12 protein-coding genes and 1 pseudogene are annotated in these 14943 nt (G+C 47.8%); 5 read left to right on the forward strand and 8 right to left on the reverse strand.

Annotation, left to right across the window (positions count from 1 at the left end; all coding sequences use genetic code 11):
- Positions 1–349 precede the first annotated feature (349 nt).
- From DC345_RS23065 to DC345_RS23070, 3 genes and pseudogenes are all read left to right on the forward strand, one after another.
- Positions 350–1075, forward strand: a complete 726-nt coding sequence (locus tag DC345_RS23065) for an MBL fold metallo-hydrolase (protein WP_181586703.1) — start codon at positions 350–352, stop codon at positions 1073–1075.
- Positions 1072–1200: pseudogene (locus DC345_RS32250) on the forward strand (TetR family transcriptional regulator); the annotation flags it as partial. The gene DC345_RS23065 and the pseudogene DC345_RS32250, both read left to right, overlap by 4 nt.
- 51 nt (positions 1201–1251) lie before the next feature.
- Positions 1252–1641, forward strand: a complete 390-nt coding sequence (locus DC345_RS23070) for a TetR-like C-terminal domain-containing protein (RefSeq protein ID WP_258530778.1) — start codon at positions 1252–1254, stop codon at positions 1639–1641.
- A gap of 98 nt (positions 1642–1739) precedes the next feature.
- Here the strand turns inward: DC345_RS23070 and DC345_RS23075 are convergent, their stop codons facing one another.
- From DC345_RS23075 to DC345_RS23085, 3 genes are read right to left on the reverse strand one after another with little or no spacing between them, the layout of a single operon-like run.
- Positions 1740–2870: a hypothetical protein gene (locus DC345_RS23075; RefSeq protein ID WP_113055133.1), complete on the reverse strand. Its 1131-nt coding sequence runs from the start codon at positions 2868–2870 to the stop codon at positions 1740–1742.
- Positions 2871–2920: 50 nt separating this feature from the next.
- On the reverse strand, positions 2921–4354 hold the full coding sequence (locus tag DC345_RS23080; protein ID WP_113055135.1) for a glycosyltransferase family 2 protein: 1434 nt from the start codon (positions 4352–4354) through the stop codon (positions 2921–2923).
- Positions 4335–5495 (reverse strand): HEAT repeat domain-containing protein, encoded by a 1161-nt coding sequence (locus DC345_RS23085; protein ID WP_113055137.1) that lies wholly within the window; start codon positions 5493–5495, stop codon positions 4335–4337. Before DC345_RS23085 ends, DC345_RS23080 begins: the two co-directional genes overlap by 20 nt.
- Positions 5496–5712: 217 nt before the next feature.
- On the opposite strand from DC345_RS23085, the gene DC345_RS23090 reads away from it, so the two are divergent.
- The gene (locus DC345_RS23090; protein WP_175382111.1) at positions 5713–6198 is read left to right on the forward strand and encodes a CcdC family protein; all 486 of its coding nucleotides are present in this window, start codon (positions 5713–5715) and stop codon (positions 6196–6198) included.
- A 102-nt stretch (positions 6199–6300) separates the two neighbouring features.
- Here the strand turns inward: DC345_RS23090 and DC345_RS23095 are convergent, their stop codons facing one another.
- The 4 genes from DC345_RS23095 to DC345_RS23115 all read right to left on the reverse strand — a co-directional run bounded on the left by DC345_RS23095 (position 6301) and on the right by DC345_RS23115 (position 10391).
- On the reverse strand, positions 6301–7314 hold the full coding sequence (locus DC345_RS23095) for an NADP-dependent oxidoreductase (protein ID WP_113055138.1): 1014 nt from the start codon (positions 7312–7314) through the stop codon (positions 6301–6303).
- Between the two features lie 174 nt (positions 7315–7488).
- Positions 7489–8235, reverse strand: a complete 747-nt coding sequence (map, locus tag DC345_RS23100) for a type I methionyl aminopeptidase (RefSeq protein WP_063566201.1) — start codon at positions 8233–8235, stop codon at positions 7489–7491.
- A 546-nt stretch (positions 8236–8781) separates the two neighbouring features.
- A complete protein-coding gene (locus DC345_RS23110) occupies positions 8782–9624 on the reverse strand; it encodes a serine/threonine protein kinase (protein ID WP_113055142.1) in 843 nt (280 codons plus the stop codon).
- A 113-nt stretch (positions 9625–9737) separates the two neighbouring features.
- Positions 9738–10391, reverse strand: a complete 654-nt coding sequence (locus tag DC345_RS23115; RefSeq protein ID WP_113055143.1) for a LexA family transcriptional regulator — start codon at positions 10389–10391, stop codon at positions 9738–9740.
- Between the two features lie 500 nt (positions 10392–10891).
- Here DC345_RS23115 and DC345_RS23120 point away from each other — a divergent pair, with 500 nt between their 5' ends.
- Positions 10892–11845: an L-lactate dehydrogenase gene (locus tag DC345_RS23120; protein WP_113055146.1), complete on the forward strand. Its 954-nt coding sequence runs from the start codon at positions 10892–10894 to the stop codon at positions 11843–11845.
- Positions 11846–11976: 131 nt separating this feature from the next.
- On the opposite strand, the gene DC345_RS23125 is transcribed toward DC345_RS23120, so the two are convergent.
- The gene (locus DC345_RS23125) at positions 11977–14685 is read right to left on the reverse strand and encodes a PAS domain-containing hybrid sensor histidine kinase/response regulator (RefSeq protein ID WP_113055147.1); all 2709 of its coding nucleotides are present in this window, start codon (positions 14683–14685) and stop codon (positions 11977–11979) included.
- Positions 14686–14943: the final 258 nt, after the last annotated feature.

Genomic DNA, 14943 nt, shown 5'->3' on the forward strand with positions numbered 1-14943 from the left:
TTTGTCAACACTCTCAACTTAGGGGTTAGAAAACCCGATTCCCCTGTCATATCAGTATATACAGGCTCTTCATAGACTAAATAAAAAGGTTGAGTTCTAACCGTTTTTATGGGGGAAAGAACAAAAAAAGTGAGCCTATCGCTTCGCGAAAGGCTCCAATAAGATAGACATATGAAAGGGCTTACGAGATTATTATAATCGGTTATTCTCATTTTGAAAACGCTTTTTTTGTAAAGTGATTTTACGGCTTAAAATATCCTATTTTTTAAGCATATCTTCATAGGGTATTGCAAAAACTAATGATATTAGTTATATTACTAACAACATTAGTTTTAAGGAGGATTCAATGATGCGAATTACACGTGAGCATGATGTTGTCCAGGTTTCATTCCTTCCACGCCTCTTCCCCGTGAACGTATATCTTGTTGAAGAAAAAGATGGGTTTACCCTTATTGATGCCGGAATGCCATTCAGTCTGAAGGGGATTCTATCTACTGCACAATCCCTGGGTAAACCGATTACCAGAATCATTCTGACTCACGCCCATGGCGACCATGTTGGTGCACTGGACGGTCTTAAGGATGCGCTGCCTGAAGCCGAGGTCTGCATCTCAAGAAGAGATGCCCCGCTGCTGGCCGGAGACGCTTCCCTGCTTCCCGGCGAGCCGCAGACTCCGGTACGCGGTAGTGTACCCAAAGCGATCCGCACCCGGCCGGATCGCTTGCTCGATGATGGCGACCGGATCGGATCCCTGGTCGCCATTGCTACCCCAGGCCATACGCCGGGCCATATGGCCTTCATGGATACGCGCAGCCGCGTGCTCATCGCTGGCGACGCGTATCAGCTGCACGGCGGTCTCGCCGTATCCGGCCGGCTGCGCCCGCTCTTTCCGTTCCCCGCGCTGGCGACGTGGAACCGTGAACTTGCTCTTGCCAGCGCCAAGCGCTTGGCTGAGCTGGAGCCGTCCGTGCTCGCTGTAGGGCACGGACGAATGCTGCGTCAGCCCGCTGCGGCTATGCGAGCAGCTACAGCAGACGCGGAGCAGCGGCTGCGCCCTGCCGGGGGGCATCTGTGAGCCCCCGCCAAGGGCTGGATCGCGGCGTTCTGTTAAGCGCCGCCGTCCAGCTTGCCGACAGCGACGGATTCCATTCGCTAACACTGGCCGCTCTGGCCCAGCGGCTGGATGTGCGCTCCCCGTCGCTCTACAACCACATCAACGGTCTTCCCGGGCTTCGCCAGGAATTGGCGTTGATGTCCGCACAGCAGCTCAGGCTTGCATTAACTGAGGCTTCCGCCGGCCGTTCCGGCGACGAAGCCATTCAGGAGGTCGCTGCTGCATATATCGGCTTCGTCCGCAAGCATCCAGGGCTGTACGAAGCCTTCTTCCACGCTCCGGACCGTCAGGAACCACAGCTCGTTGTGGAGAGTACAGCTGCCCTAAATCTGTTGCTCCGCCTGTTGCAGCCCTATACACTAAGTGAAGCGGAAACGCTCCATGCCGTTCGCGGATTACGCAGTCTTTGCCATGGCTTCGCCTCCATGGGTGAAAAAGGCGGCTTCGGTATGAACTTTGACCCGGATGAGAGTCTGCAACTTTCCGTGGCCGCTTTCCTGAATGGTTTGCAACATCTTCATTCATAAAACCCGATATATCTTTGATGCCAAATAGAGGAGGGCTGCAGTTGATCTGCAGCCCTCCTTATGTATCCTACCGTCCCGCAACCAAAGGAACGGTTTTTCTATTGCCAGGGTGCTTGCCCTGATTGGACTTCCTGCAAAATCTTCTTCATTACGGGTACGTATACCTTCCAGTAAAACCGATCGGAGACACCCTTTTGATCCGGTGTAAGCTTCGTTTTTACTACATCCCATCCCTTGATACGGCGCCAGAACGAATAATGCTCCAGCTCTCCGAAGGACCCTGCCATATAATACGTCCGATTATAGCCCTCATTCCGGATAAGAGCAGCGAATTCCACCGGAATACCTGCGTCCATCAGTTTCTGCTGACCATTCTCCGTCAGATCCGTCTTATACCAGGCCAGTACAGCAGCCTGTTGTTGAGGCACAATAATGTCGAACCATTCGCTGTAATGGATATCCCGGGTAATTCCACTCCATTCCTCACCTTCCTGTGTAAAGGAGACCTTTAAGTCACCGGTCTTTACATCCCGGCCTTTCTTCAGTACAATTACCCGTCCATCCTCATGAACCAATAAAATACCTGCTCCGTGATAGGGCCAATCCCTTTTCTCTCTAAGCTCGTAGTTCATTCGGACTTTCTGCGGCACTTCATCCAGGCTCTGCAGATCCGATACCGATCTCCCCTGCCATCCACTGCTTTTCATGCCCAGAATCGGATACAATTGCTCTTTTGTCATGTTCGAAACAGCATTCGACAAGGCGCTAAACTCAGCAACAATCGTTACACCTTTGGTTGCTGCTTCACGGATTTTGTGCGCATCATAGATCGTGAGACCTTCATAGGCTTTGTCTTGTATACGCTCATTCGTATCTGTAGATGAAAGATGATGATTAGCCGTCAGATAGATCAGGTCCGTGTCGGTTACCTCATCCGGCAATTTCCGTTCAATACGGGAGATTCCGTTCTGTATATCATATCCGTAGTAGTCTTCTTCGTACGTATAATGCTCCCCTGTTTGTTGGACAATCTTCTGTTGATTCAAAATCCACACCAGTCCCTTATGCCCTACATAGGACAAGTCCGGTTTACCTTTGTCAACAATCATGATGTTAAGCGGTATCGGTGCCTGTGATTGCCACAAAATCCAGGGAATAACCAGGACCACTGATACCACGGTCAAGCAAGCCAATGTCCATACCGTGAGCGGCCTGTGATTTCTATTCATGAAGCGTATTCCTCCTTGCTCTGTTCCAAGGTATTACGATGATCGGCAAACTACCCCTTTCCGTGCTTACTGTTCTTCTTCCCGTATCCCACGACCTGCAACAGTCCGTAAATACGGAATACATTGTTCATAGGTCTAAACCAAAATGTCTCTGAGCATGCGTACAAAAACAGTCGTGTCACCTCACGAAACGTATATGCTCTGCGGGAGGACCATATTTCAAACATCACCGCGCAAGCCGACAACAGGGAACCGTAGAGCACCAGAAGCAGAGCAAGGACCAGACATAGCTTGACATCCACAATTTGTAACCACATTCCCGAGATCAGAAAAATTATCGTCGCAATCTCCAGAACCGGTCCCATCAGTTCAACAAGGATAAAATAAGGAATCGATACCATCCCCATCCACCCATATTGCGGATTTCCAATCATGCTGCGCTGTTCCCATAGGCTGCCCGCGAGCTGTCTATGCCAGCCAGCACGCTGCTTCAGCAGTTGGCTCCAGGACTCCGGTACGTTGACACTGCAGATCGGATCGGGAATGTATATAATACGTCCAGGCTCTTTCATCTGTTTCATATGTTTGTGCAACCGCATGACAAGCTCAATGTGACCTACATGAGAATCCGTGTTGTAACCGCCGATTTCCATGATCCTATTTTTTTTGAAAACACCGAAAGCTTGTGATGTAAACAACAGAATATTGATGTTATATCGTACAAGTCCTATGCCACTGATCAAAAAAGCTCGCACATATTCAATATATTGCATTATAAGCAGGGGGCTTAATGCCCGTTCTGACGATGTAATGCCTTGAATCGAAGTAAATGGGTACTTCCCATTGGCCATATCTACCCTGCCGCTGCAAGCGACGATCTCTTCACCCGGAAGAGCGCTCATAACTGGTTTCATGATCTTCACCAACGCATCCCTTTCTAACACAGTCGCCTGTCCAATCGATGCAACATAGGGATATTGAGACATGTTGATCCCCACATTCAGTGAATCCATATGGCCACCATACTCCTTATCAATCACGAGGAGATGGCAGTGCACCATAGATCGGTACACTGCCCTGATCTGTCCAATCTCCCGTTCCAGACCCGAATAATGAACTTTACTCTGAATAGGCAACAAATCATACGTATCCATTAGCTGCTGCATAGTTCCATCTTGGGAACCATCATTGATGATGATAATTTCATAGAGAGCATATTGCGTTTCCAACAAACGTTCGACACGGTCAACAATCATGTTCTCGCTGTTGTACACTGGGACAAGAAGTGATACCGGCGGAGCCAGCTCCTCATTCAGCATCTCATCATATTGAAGCGAGTCCACATCCCTCTGCCGGATCAGCATCCGGACAGCAGCGAGAAACAGTACACTGAACATCACAATGGCGAGTATAAGGTATATCAAAATCCCCTCGTGCCACGCCACAATCAAACTCCGCAGCATATTAATCCATCTTTCGTCCATACTGCTTCCTTTCCAGCGTTTCCTCCGCTATCTGCCTTGCGTATTTATCCGGGTGTTCTGAGGCTGTATAGCGCAGTTCCTCAACCGCCTGCTCGTATCGAGCAAGTGAATTCGCTGCCTCCTGCCTGATTTGAAAAGAAGGGTCTCCCATCAACCTTTTCAGTAGCGGGACAAAAGCTTCTTCACGAATGCTGCCCATCAATCGGGCCACAACTAAACGCTCCGAGCGTGGCCTTTCGTCACCCTGCTCATTCCATACCAGCAACAACTGTCTCAGCAAACGCTTATCCTTCTTTTCAACATGGGCGAGCGCCTGTAACGAGCGGGTGCGAAGTTCAGCATCCCCTCCAAGGATCAGTGACTCCAGCAATGAAATAGCGTTATCTGTCTGTTCATCACGGATTCGCAGAGCATCAATGAACGTACACTGGACCTGATAAGATAGTTCCTTGAAATGTTCCATTAGTTTCAACCACATCTCATCTGTGAGCGGTAACAAGATCTGCAAATACTGTGAATCGGAAAGCAACGTATCCTTTCGCAGTAATTCCTTCAAAACTCTCATATACCCTGTTCTGGCATACATGCGTAAGATGATGAACCGCTCAAGCGGCGTACATGAAGCAGAACGAAGGATGTCCTCAAGCTTGGGCAATAGTTCTATCATATGAAATTGCTCGACGTATAACAAAGTGTTAACCCTAACGCTCCACTTCCTCGATCCAAGCCTTGTTCTGTATGAACTTTCAAAGACTCTCCAAGACAAGAAGCGAATACGTGCAAGCTCCATTTCTCGGGGCCCTTGAGACAGTCGTTGTAACAAGATGCCCTGCAACACAGCCTGTTGATCTCCCGACATATTAAGCAAAGCGGAGTCAAGTTCTCCTGTGTCAAAATAATTCCTTAGGGCGGAACCTTCACCTTCTGCATTAAACTCATGCAACCATTTTGCTTGCACGACCACCCTTCGCCTCGCTGCATGCTTATCCCATAGGATGTAGCCATACGCGCATAGCAGGAGCACAAGCACACTTCCACATATGATACTGGACAACTGTAGTAACAAAACGGTTTTTCCTTCAAACCACCCAGCATTTTGCCCACCGATAAGGTGGACATTCATCCGTACATGATCGTTCATTTCCTGATTTCCCCTTACTCGAATAAACCGCCTCACACTGGGTACAATAATACAAATTTTTCAAATGAACCCTCTATATACAATCCGGGTAAATGATACACTAAGCATTCTATCGGCTTTCTTCGTTTGTGATATAATAGAAACAGAAAATTCCGGTAATTCGCATCATGTTCCGGATGTCCGGATAACATATTATTCCAGAAAGAGGGAGTTTTACGTGGCTCAAATCAGTCCGTCTTACCTTCAGATCGGTGCAACTCTGGGTATGCTCGTCATGGCCCTACTTGCCATTTTTATTCGAATGAAAGCCAGCCACCGTCCGGTAACCATTCGCAAAATACTTATTCCCCCGCTGGGAATGAGTACGGGTTTTCTCATGTTTGTTGTACCTGAGACACATGTTCCGCTTCTATGGGCACTTATCGCGCTGTTGGTGGGCTGGTTTATATTCTCGTATCCCCTCATTCGCAGTACTCGCTTTGAACGAGTTAACGAAGAAATTTTTGCCACCCGTTCACGAAGCTTCGCGTTCATTCTGCTTGGATTGCTGGCAATACGCCTAATCCTGCATGAAGTCATTCAGCGTTATGTAAGCATTCCTCAAACGGGTGGATTGTTCTTCCTTCTGGCCTTCGGTATGATCGTACGCTGGCGGGTATATATGTACAAACACTATAAGGAAGTTGTTGCTGCCGAATCTTAGCTTCATCGCAACATCCTAACAACTAAAAAGACACGTTCTGTGCACTTCATCGTGCGGAACGTGTCTTTTCTTGTTCTGGCATATGTTCTAGGGATTCTATATCTATTCGGGGTCCGCAACCTTTACAAGCTGTTTACCCAAGTTATCTCCTGAGAAGAGGCCCATAAATGCTTCAGGCGTCTGGTCAAAACCTTCCACAATGTTTTCTTCAAACTGAATGTGGCCTTCCTTGATCCATTTTGCTAGCTTGGCTCGGCCTTCCTTGAAGGACTTGGCATAGTCACCCACCAGAAAACCTTTCATTAACGCTGTATTGGTTAACAATAATGTCTGTGGGCGCATGCCGATATCCGGTTTCTCCAGATTATATGACGAAATCTGTCCACAGAGTGGAATACGTGCATTCCGATTAATATGGCGCAGTACCGCATCCGAGATTTCACCGCCAACATTGTCGAAATAGACGTCTACGCCAGCCGGGCAAGCCCGTTCAATGGCAGCAGACATATCCTCTTCGTGCTTATAGTTCAACACCACATCGAATCCCAGTTTTTCTTTCAGATACTCACATTTTTCGTCAGAACCTGCAATCCCGATTACACGCGCACCTACAATCTTGGCGATCTGGCCCGCAATCATGCCTACCGCTCCGGCGGCTCCCGATACGACCACCGTTTCGCCATCCTTCGGCTTACCGATGTCTTCCATGCCAAAATAAGCGGTCAAACCGGTCATGCCCAACGCACCCAGGTAAGCCGTAATTGGAGCCTCTTCTGTATCAATCAGGGAAATATCTCCCGTATTTACGGCTGCATACTGCTGCCAGCCCCACATGCCGGATACTAAATCCCCTTTGCGCAAATTGGGTTCCGAAGAATCCACCACCTGCCCAATCGTTCCGCCCTTGATCACTTCATTCAACGCATAGGGGGGAGCATAGGATTTTGTATCTTTCATGCGGCCCCGCATGTATGGATCTACAGACAAATATAGCGTACGTACCAGAACTTGTCCTGCATCCGGTACAGGAAGCGGTGCATCAATGAATTTAAAGTCTTCTCTGGATGGGGCACCTTCGGGACGAGACGCAAGTACGATCTGTTTATTTTCAGACACCAAAATGACCTCCTTCTTGCCAGTGGACAGGGGTTAAACCTCTGTCAGCTGATATTATTAACCACCGGCTCTATGTGTATCGCCTCTAAATAGTTTAAACCGAAACAGGCGGATCACAAACGTGGGCCGCCTTGAAATATGCAAATATCATCACATTGGAGACATTGGGAGCCATTATTGAGCAGTCAGAATAACAGGACCATCTGCTGTAATGGCAATCGTATGCTCATATTGGGCAGACAGGCTTCCATCCTGAGTACGCGCTGTCCAACCATCCGAGTCGAGCTTGCTACGGTACGTACCAATGTTCAGCATCGGCTCAATCGTAATAACCATGCCTTCCTTGAGACGTGGACCACGGTGTGGTGGGCCGTAGTGAGGCACCTGTGGTTCCTCATGCATTTTCTCGCCAATTCCGTGACCGATAAATTCACGGACAACCGATAAGCCTTCTCCTTCCGCATACGTCTGAATCGCATTGGAGATATCACCGATCCGGTTGCCGATCACAGCCAGTTCAATCCCTTTGTAGAGGGATGTTTTGGTCACGTCTAATAGATGTTGTGCTTCTGGAGTCACCTGACCCACCGCATACGACCACGCGGAATCAGCCAGCCAGCCGTTCAGATTCACGACCATATCAATCGTAACGATGTCCCCATCCTGCAGTACATATTTTCCCGGAAATCCATGACAGATCACATCATTAACCGACGCACATGTCGCATATTGATACCCGTTGTATCCCTTTTGTTCCGGCGTAGCGCCATTTTTCTTCATAAAAGCTTCGGCAAACTGATCAATTTCCTGTGTCGTGATCCCTGGACGGATCATTCCGGCGATTTCTCTATGGCATGCGGCAAGAATTTCTCCGGCCTTCTTCATAAGTTCGATTTGTTCTTTGGTTTTCAACGTAATCATTACAACTACTCCTGTCCGTTAAAATCTCATCCTGTCTTCTATTGTAACGCGAAATGCTCAAAATAAAAAATTCCGTGTAATCCTCAACATTCTATTATACACCTCGCCCCTGTCCAATAAATACAATTCCCCTTAAAAAAATTCGAAACCCGTCTAACAAAGCTCCGTATATGCTTAAAACGGTTGAAGACGAAAGGATGAACGTTCATGTTCAAAAAGATTATCGGCAAACTCCTCGATTCTAAATCTTCATCTCATCATAGGCGTAACAGCTCATCGGATAGACACTCATATAAACGTCACAGCAGTTCCTCTGGCAAACGCAACTACAGACGATATTCATCTTCGGATGCAAAACACCGGGATAACCGCCATGGCTCCGGTTACTATAAAAGCAGAAAATACAGCTCCAGCTAAGCTGGTATTACGATTTCCAAACAGAAATGTTCGTTTCATTTAGACTGGCGCTAAATCATCGTATATGTATTAAAAGGGTTGTTCTGCTTGCCGTCTTCACGGTTAGCAAAACAACCCTTATTTATTTCTTCATCGCATTTTTATCAGCACACGGTCAATATCTGCCTGTAACTTCAGTGCTTCACCTTCATAGCCTGGACGAAGTCCAAGCAGTCGTTCCAGGATGTCGCGAACTTCCTTCGTGAGCTTGAGTTCTTCCTGCCAGCTGGCCGGTTTGCGGCCCTTCTCTGGCTCGTAAGCGGAATACAGCATGAACAAAAGAAAATGACCGAGATCCTGCAAATCCTGGTCAGGTGCAGCCAGTTCATCTTCAGGTTCAGGTAATTCACGCATCCGGCGTTTCAGCTCAGGCCACAACGGCTCCCCCATGCGCCGCGCCAGGCCAAAATCAATTAAACGCACCTGCCCGTCACGTAAAATGACATTTGGAATACGCACATCTCCATGAATATATCCCTGCTCATGAACATGCATAATGGGAGCCAGCAGTTGCTTTGCCAGCTCCAGACAATCCTGTTCCGTATATTTGCGGCCTTGCTCGAATATACACTGTTCCAGTGTCTCACCAAGGATGTACTCGGTAACAATGTAACTACGCGCACGATATGTGAACACATCCAGCAACTTAGGGATAGCCGGATGATCCATCCGATTCACCACATCCGCCTCCCTGTCCAGCAACCGTACAGCGAGTCTACCTTTGCTGGGTTTGGACTCTTTTAACGCCACATCCTTGCCAGTCTGTTCATCGGTACACAGGTACGTCAGTCCATAACTTCCCATGCCGAGCAAGTCATATATCGTATAACGCCCGGCGATCTTCGTACCTTTCCGCCGGGGACGATCAGTCCATAGGCCGAGCAGTCTTTGCCAGCTTCGTCGCAGCTCCACAGATCCTCCCACGCCAGCCATCTAATCTTCTGTTTTCCGTTTAAAAAGAGCAGATCAGCAGCCAGTCTTGTTGTTGTATGGGCTCATTATATCAAGCTATCTGTGTAAAATCACGACGAGCATGGGCCGAGTTCTCAGGCTTCTTTGTGCTTTTTGGGCAGCAGCCCAAACAACATTCGGAGCGATGTTCCTTTGGGTTTGCGTTTTCTTCCCTGGAAGCTGCGCAGATTGGTGACCAGTTCACGATCCCGCTCCTCTTCCAGCTTCTCATTCATCCAAAGACGCTGCTTCTCCATCTGCTCCTGAAGAGCAAGATGGGTATCCGCCAGATGCTGCAGCGTTAACTCCAGTTCGTCCACCCGATGCTGCAGTAGTTGGACCTGATCATCCTGCTGTCCGACAGCACCGTATGTCACTTCACTCACGAGTTGTCCCAGACCTTCATAAGATCTTAGGGCTCCAGTCGGTTCAGGTGCCTCAGGAAATATTGCGGGCATCACCGTAGCCGCACATTCCGTCTCCGAAGCATCCTCCACTGCCATCACAGGCACTTCTGGAGCCAGTACGGTGACTACAGCATCCGCAAGCGGCAGGTTATGTTCCCTAAGCTCTGTCATCAAGCGTTCTATGCACTCGATATCGTCCGACTTGAACAGTCTGGATTTGTTGGCGGAACGTTCAAATCGGTATCCCTGTTCCTCAAGTGCTGCCGCATATTTACGAAGAGTACTGGCACCAATGCCCAGGCTCTTGGCCGTTTCCGTCGTTGCTCCTGCTTCTGCAATCATTATTATTCCCTCCCGGAATGAAGTCTTTTTGGTACAAGGTAGTGGCTTCAGCGTTCCCTTCTGGAACTGTCATCGGATCGGGTCGACCTGTCTCATAGATCAAGTACGCATTTTTCATTTGCTTGTCCGTATGTATTCGTCAGTCTCTTTGCTGATCCCTTTGACGCTTTTCTTCTGTTTCTGCGGATTCATAAGAACTTTTGTCAGTTGCCTCATTCGTAAAAATAACCCTTCATCCGACAATGAACATGAATGCTGTCATGTCGAAATATGCTGATGCAAACGCCGTCACTTTTTATGAAAATGAATTATTCATGTCAATTTTGTTAACTCCACCACTCCAATACGCTCCCGCGACAGAGGAAATCATTGCTGTGCAGCTTTTCCATGTGTTATCTTATGTAACGTAGAAGCAATTATTAGCATAAAATAAAGGACTATACTTAACATATGTATCATTGTGAACGGATAAATCAAATGGTAATGGGGGCTGAACGGCAGTGTTAGGCAAATCAGGTAAAGTAGCGGTGATCGGGGCGGGACTTGTCGGTTCAAGTTGTGCGTATTCCATGATTAATCAATCGATATGCAGAGAAATTATGATGGTTGACCGGACGTATGATCGCGCGGTTGCACAGGCGCTGGATTTTTCCCATTGCATGGACTTCACGCATAACCGCACAAAGGTATACGCTGGCACTTATGCAGATTGCGGCAGTATGGACGTCATTGTCCTGACTGCCGGAGCGAATCCGAAGCCAGGGCAGACTCGTTTGGATATCCTGGAAGAAGCGGAGTCCATCGCCAAAGACATCGTTGTTCCCATCATGAATAGCGGATTCCGAGGGATTTTTGTCGTCGCAGCCAATCCGGTTGACATAGTAACTTATATGGTATGGAAGCTGTCCGGTCTTCCGCGTGAACGAGTCATTGGGACAGGTACGTCTATTGATTCCTCACGGCTCAAAACGCTGTTGTCCGAAGTCTTCTCCATCGATCCTCGCAGCGTGCACGGATATGCTCTCGGGGAGCATGGGGAATCCCAGTTCGTCGCATGGTCGCATGTTACCATCGGAGGCAAACCGATTATGCACATTATGGAGCAGCACAAGGAACGTTTCAAACATCTGGATCTGGAAGATATCGCCCGCAAAACGAAAGATGCCGGTTGGGAAATATTCACTCGTAAAGGTTCCACTCAATTCGGAATCGGTAACGCACTCGCACATATTACCCGTTCGATTCTCAATGATGAACACAAGATTATTGCCGTGTCCGCGATCCTTGATGGAGAGTATGGACAGAGCAACGTATGTGCAGGTGTTCCAGCCATTATTGGCGGGGATGGGATCCAAGAGATAATCGAATTAAACCTGGATGCATCTGAACGCGAGAAATTTGAGCGCTCCTGTGAGGTTTTGTCAGGCAACATCAATCGTCTTACCCTGGCTTGACCAGTTCAGCTATTCAAGGATGGTCCATAACAAAATAATCAGAAACACAAAAACGCCAATAACCTCCTGATTCAGAAGTGTTATTGGCATTTTTGTGTTTGTTTGTTTTTATCCACCTTGGGAGTACGATTTCAGCTTGGTGCAAGCTGAGGTTCATCCGTCGGCCCCCACTGCTGAAGCACCCGTTTCAGTTCACTCAGCATAACGGGTTTGCTGATAAAGTCACGCATCCCAATCTCCAGACAAGCTTCCTTGTCTTCACGTTTGGCATTTCCGGTTACCGCTATAATAGCTGGAATACGCTCCTGCGGAATTAATCGGTGTACAAGATCTGTCGCTTTGAGTCCATCCATAACAGGCATCTGAAGATCCATGAGAACAATATCATAGGCATTCTGTGAAATGGCTTCGATAGCCTCGACTCCATTCGAACATACATCTGCTTGGTAACCAAGCTTCTCCAGATACTCTGTCAAAATCTTTCGGTTTACTGGGTGGTCCTCGGCAACAAGAATACGCATAGCCACTTTATCCCCTTGGCGTGTTCGATCATGGCTGAATTGACGTGCAGATTGCTCTGCAGTCGCATCTACACTTGTAGCAGGCACAGCGAAGCGGAAGGTTGATCCTTTTCCATCTTCACTCTCCACACTGATACTGCCACCCATAATCTCCACGAGCCGCTTCGAGATGACCAATCCAAGACCTGTCCCGCCATATTTGCGGTTAATGACAGGATGCAGTTGAGAGAATGACTGGAACAACTGATCCAGCTTATCCTCTGGAATACCGATCCCTGTATCCTTCACCGCGAAATCCAACACACTCGCTTCCGGTCTGCTGCCGCGAATAATATCCACAGTAACATCAATGCTCCCCTGATCCGTAAACTTCATGGCATTGCTCACCAGATTGACGAGAATTTGCCGAATACGCATCGCATCGCCCACCATAAACTCAGGAATGTCGGGATTGAGACGATATCGGATCTTCAACTGCTTCTCTTCCGCTTTAGGGGAGAAAAGTTCCGCAACCTGCTCCAACATGATCCGCAGCGAGAACGGTTCATAGGCCAAAGCCATTTTCCCGGATTCCAATTTACTGAAATCAAGGATGTCATTCAAGATATTCAAGAGTGCATCGCCGCTCTCACGGATGATCTCGGCGTATTCTCGCTGTTCCTCTGATAAATCCGTGCCAATCAGCAATTCAGTCATGCCTACGATTCCATTCATTGGTGTCCGAATTTCATGACTGACCATGGACAGGAATTCCGACTTGGCCTGTGCTGCAAGTTCAGCGGTTTCCTTGGCGCGCACAATTTCGCGATCACCAGTCACATCATTGAACACGATAACGGCGCCACGAATCTGACCCTCATCGATAATCGGTGTAACCTGATATTCCACCAGAAAGCTGGTTCCGTCTTTGCGCCAGAACACATCCTCCTTCACTGTACGGCGCTGCCCATCCATCACTGTCATATGAATAGGACATTCATTTTTTGGGAAATAGCTGCCGTCTGCACGTGAATGATGAATGATAGGATGCGAGCTTTTGCCGACAAACTCTTCCGCTTCGTAGCCGAACATGGAAGCAGCAGCCGGATTCATAAATCGGGTGATGCCATCTGCGTCCAATCCGTAGATGCCCTCTGTAACCGTGTTAAGAATCAGGGCATGCTGTTTGCTAAGCTCCTGAATCTGTTCCGTATAGTCCTTACGCTCCGTAATATCAGACAAGATTCCATACACACCCACAAGTTCCTGGTCCACAATGATGGGAACATTAATGATAGATACATCTACCTTCCGGCCACTGGAATTCACGATCCGCGTTTCATAATGTTGAGGTTTCCCCTGCTTCACCAGTTCGAAATATGCCTGCCCTCCGTGTACTTCACATTTATCCAAATGCGAAAGAAAGGACTGCCCGATCAATTTGCTTCGAGGTACATCCAGCATTTTGACCAGATTCCGGTTCACTGCAGTATATTTGCCTTCGAGATTCAGCGAGTATACCGCTGCTGGATTATGTTCAAACAGAGATTTGTATCGTTGACGGCTCTCTCTAAGACGTCTTTCTGCGTTTTTATGCTGGGTAATATCCCGGCTGACGCTTACAATCTGCGTATTCTTACCCTCTTCTCCGGCCACAGGCTTTGCCAGTGTTTCCATCCAGATGTAGTGCCCCTTCTTATGAAGCACCCGCATCTTGCAGCCATTCCCACTCGACGACATCTCCAGAAGTTCAGGGTAATCCCCGGGGTAACAGTAATCCTTCAGGAGCTTGCCTGTGACTTCCTCCGGACGATATCCGAGCAAAGGATAGACGGAAGGTGAGACGTAAAGCAACTTGCCATCCATGGACGTCGTGGTGATCAGGTCCTGGGCATGATCCGCCAGTATCTGATATTTCTCCTGCGTTTCATGCAACTTACGTTCGACTTCTACGATCTCGGTTACATCCCTGGCAATACCGTATATCCCCACGATAACTTCTTGTTCCGTTATGGGTACATAGGTAATCTCGGCCTGTTTCAGAGAACCGTCTCTATGATAAAACGTGATCGATTTACTGACTGAATGTCCAGCCAGTACCTCGCGAATGTATTCTTTACGTGACTCCTCACTCTCGGGAGGGCATATTCTATCTCGATTCAAGCTACGGAGTTCTTCAAAAGTATACCCTGAGATCCTCTCAATCGAGGGATTGGCATCAATATAATTTCCATGGATGTCCATCACATATATGGCATCCGGGTGATTAAAAAACAATGATTGGTAAGAACTTCCCTCAGAAATAATGCGCTTTAGGGTTTCCGTTTTATTAATATCCAAGGCTTACCCCTCTTTTCTTAGCCTATATCTTCATCTAACAACCAAAAAATATAATTTTCGGAGAAATGGGCCTACCCTCGAATAACCATGTAAGCCTTCCTAGAAACAGCTTTTTTTATTTTACCAGATTCCAGTTCAAATTTGCTTACAATCTCTTCACCAAAAACCATGTATAAACGACAAAAAAATCCCCTTTAAGCGACATAGCTCGTCAATAACTGAGGTCTATGTTTGCTTAAAAGGAATTTATTAGACAAC

The sequence above is a fragment of the Paenibacillus taichungensis genome (assembly GCF_003287275.1).
Taxonomy (GTDB): domain Bacteria; phylum Bacillota; class Bacilli; order Paenibacillales; family Paenibacillaceae; genus Paenibacillus; species Paenibacillus taichungensis_A.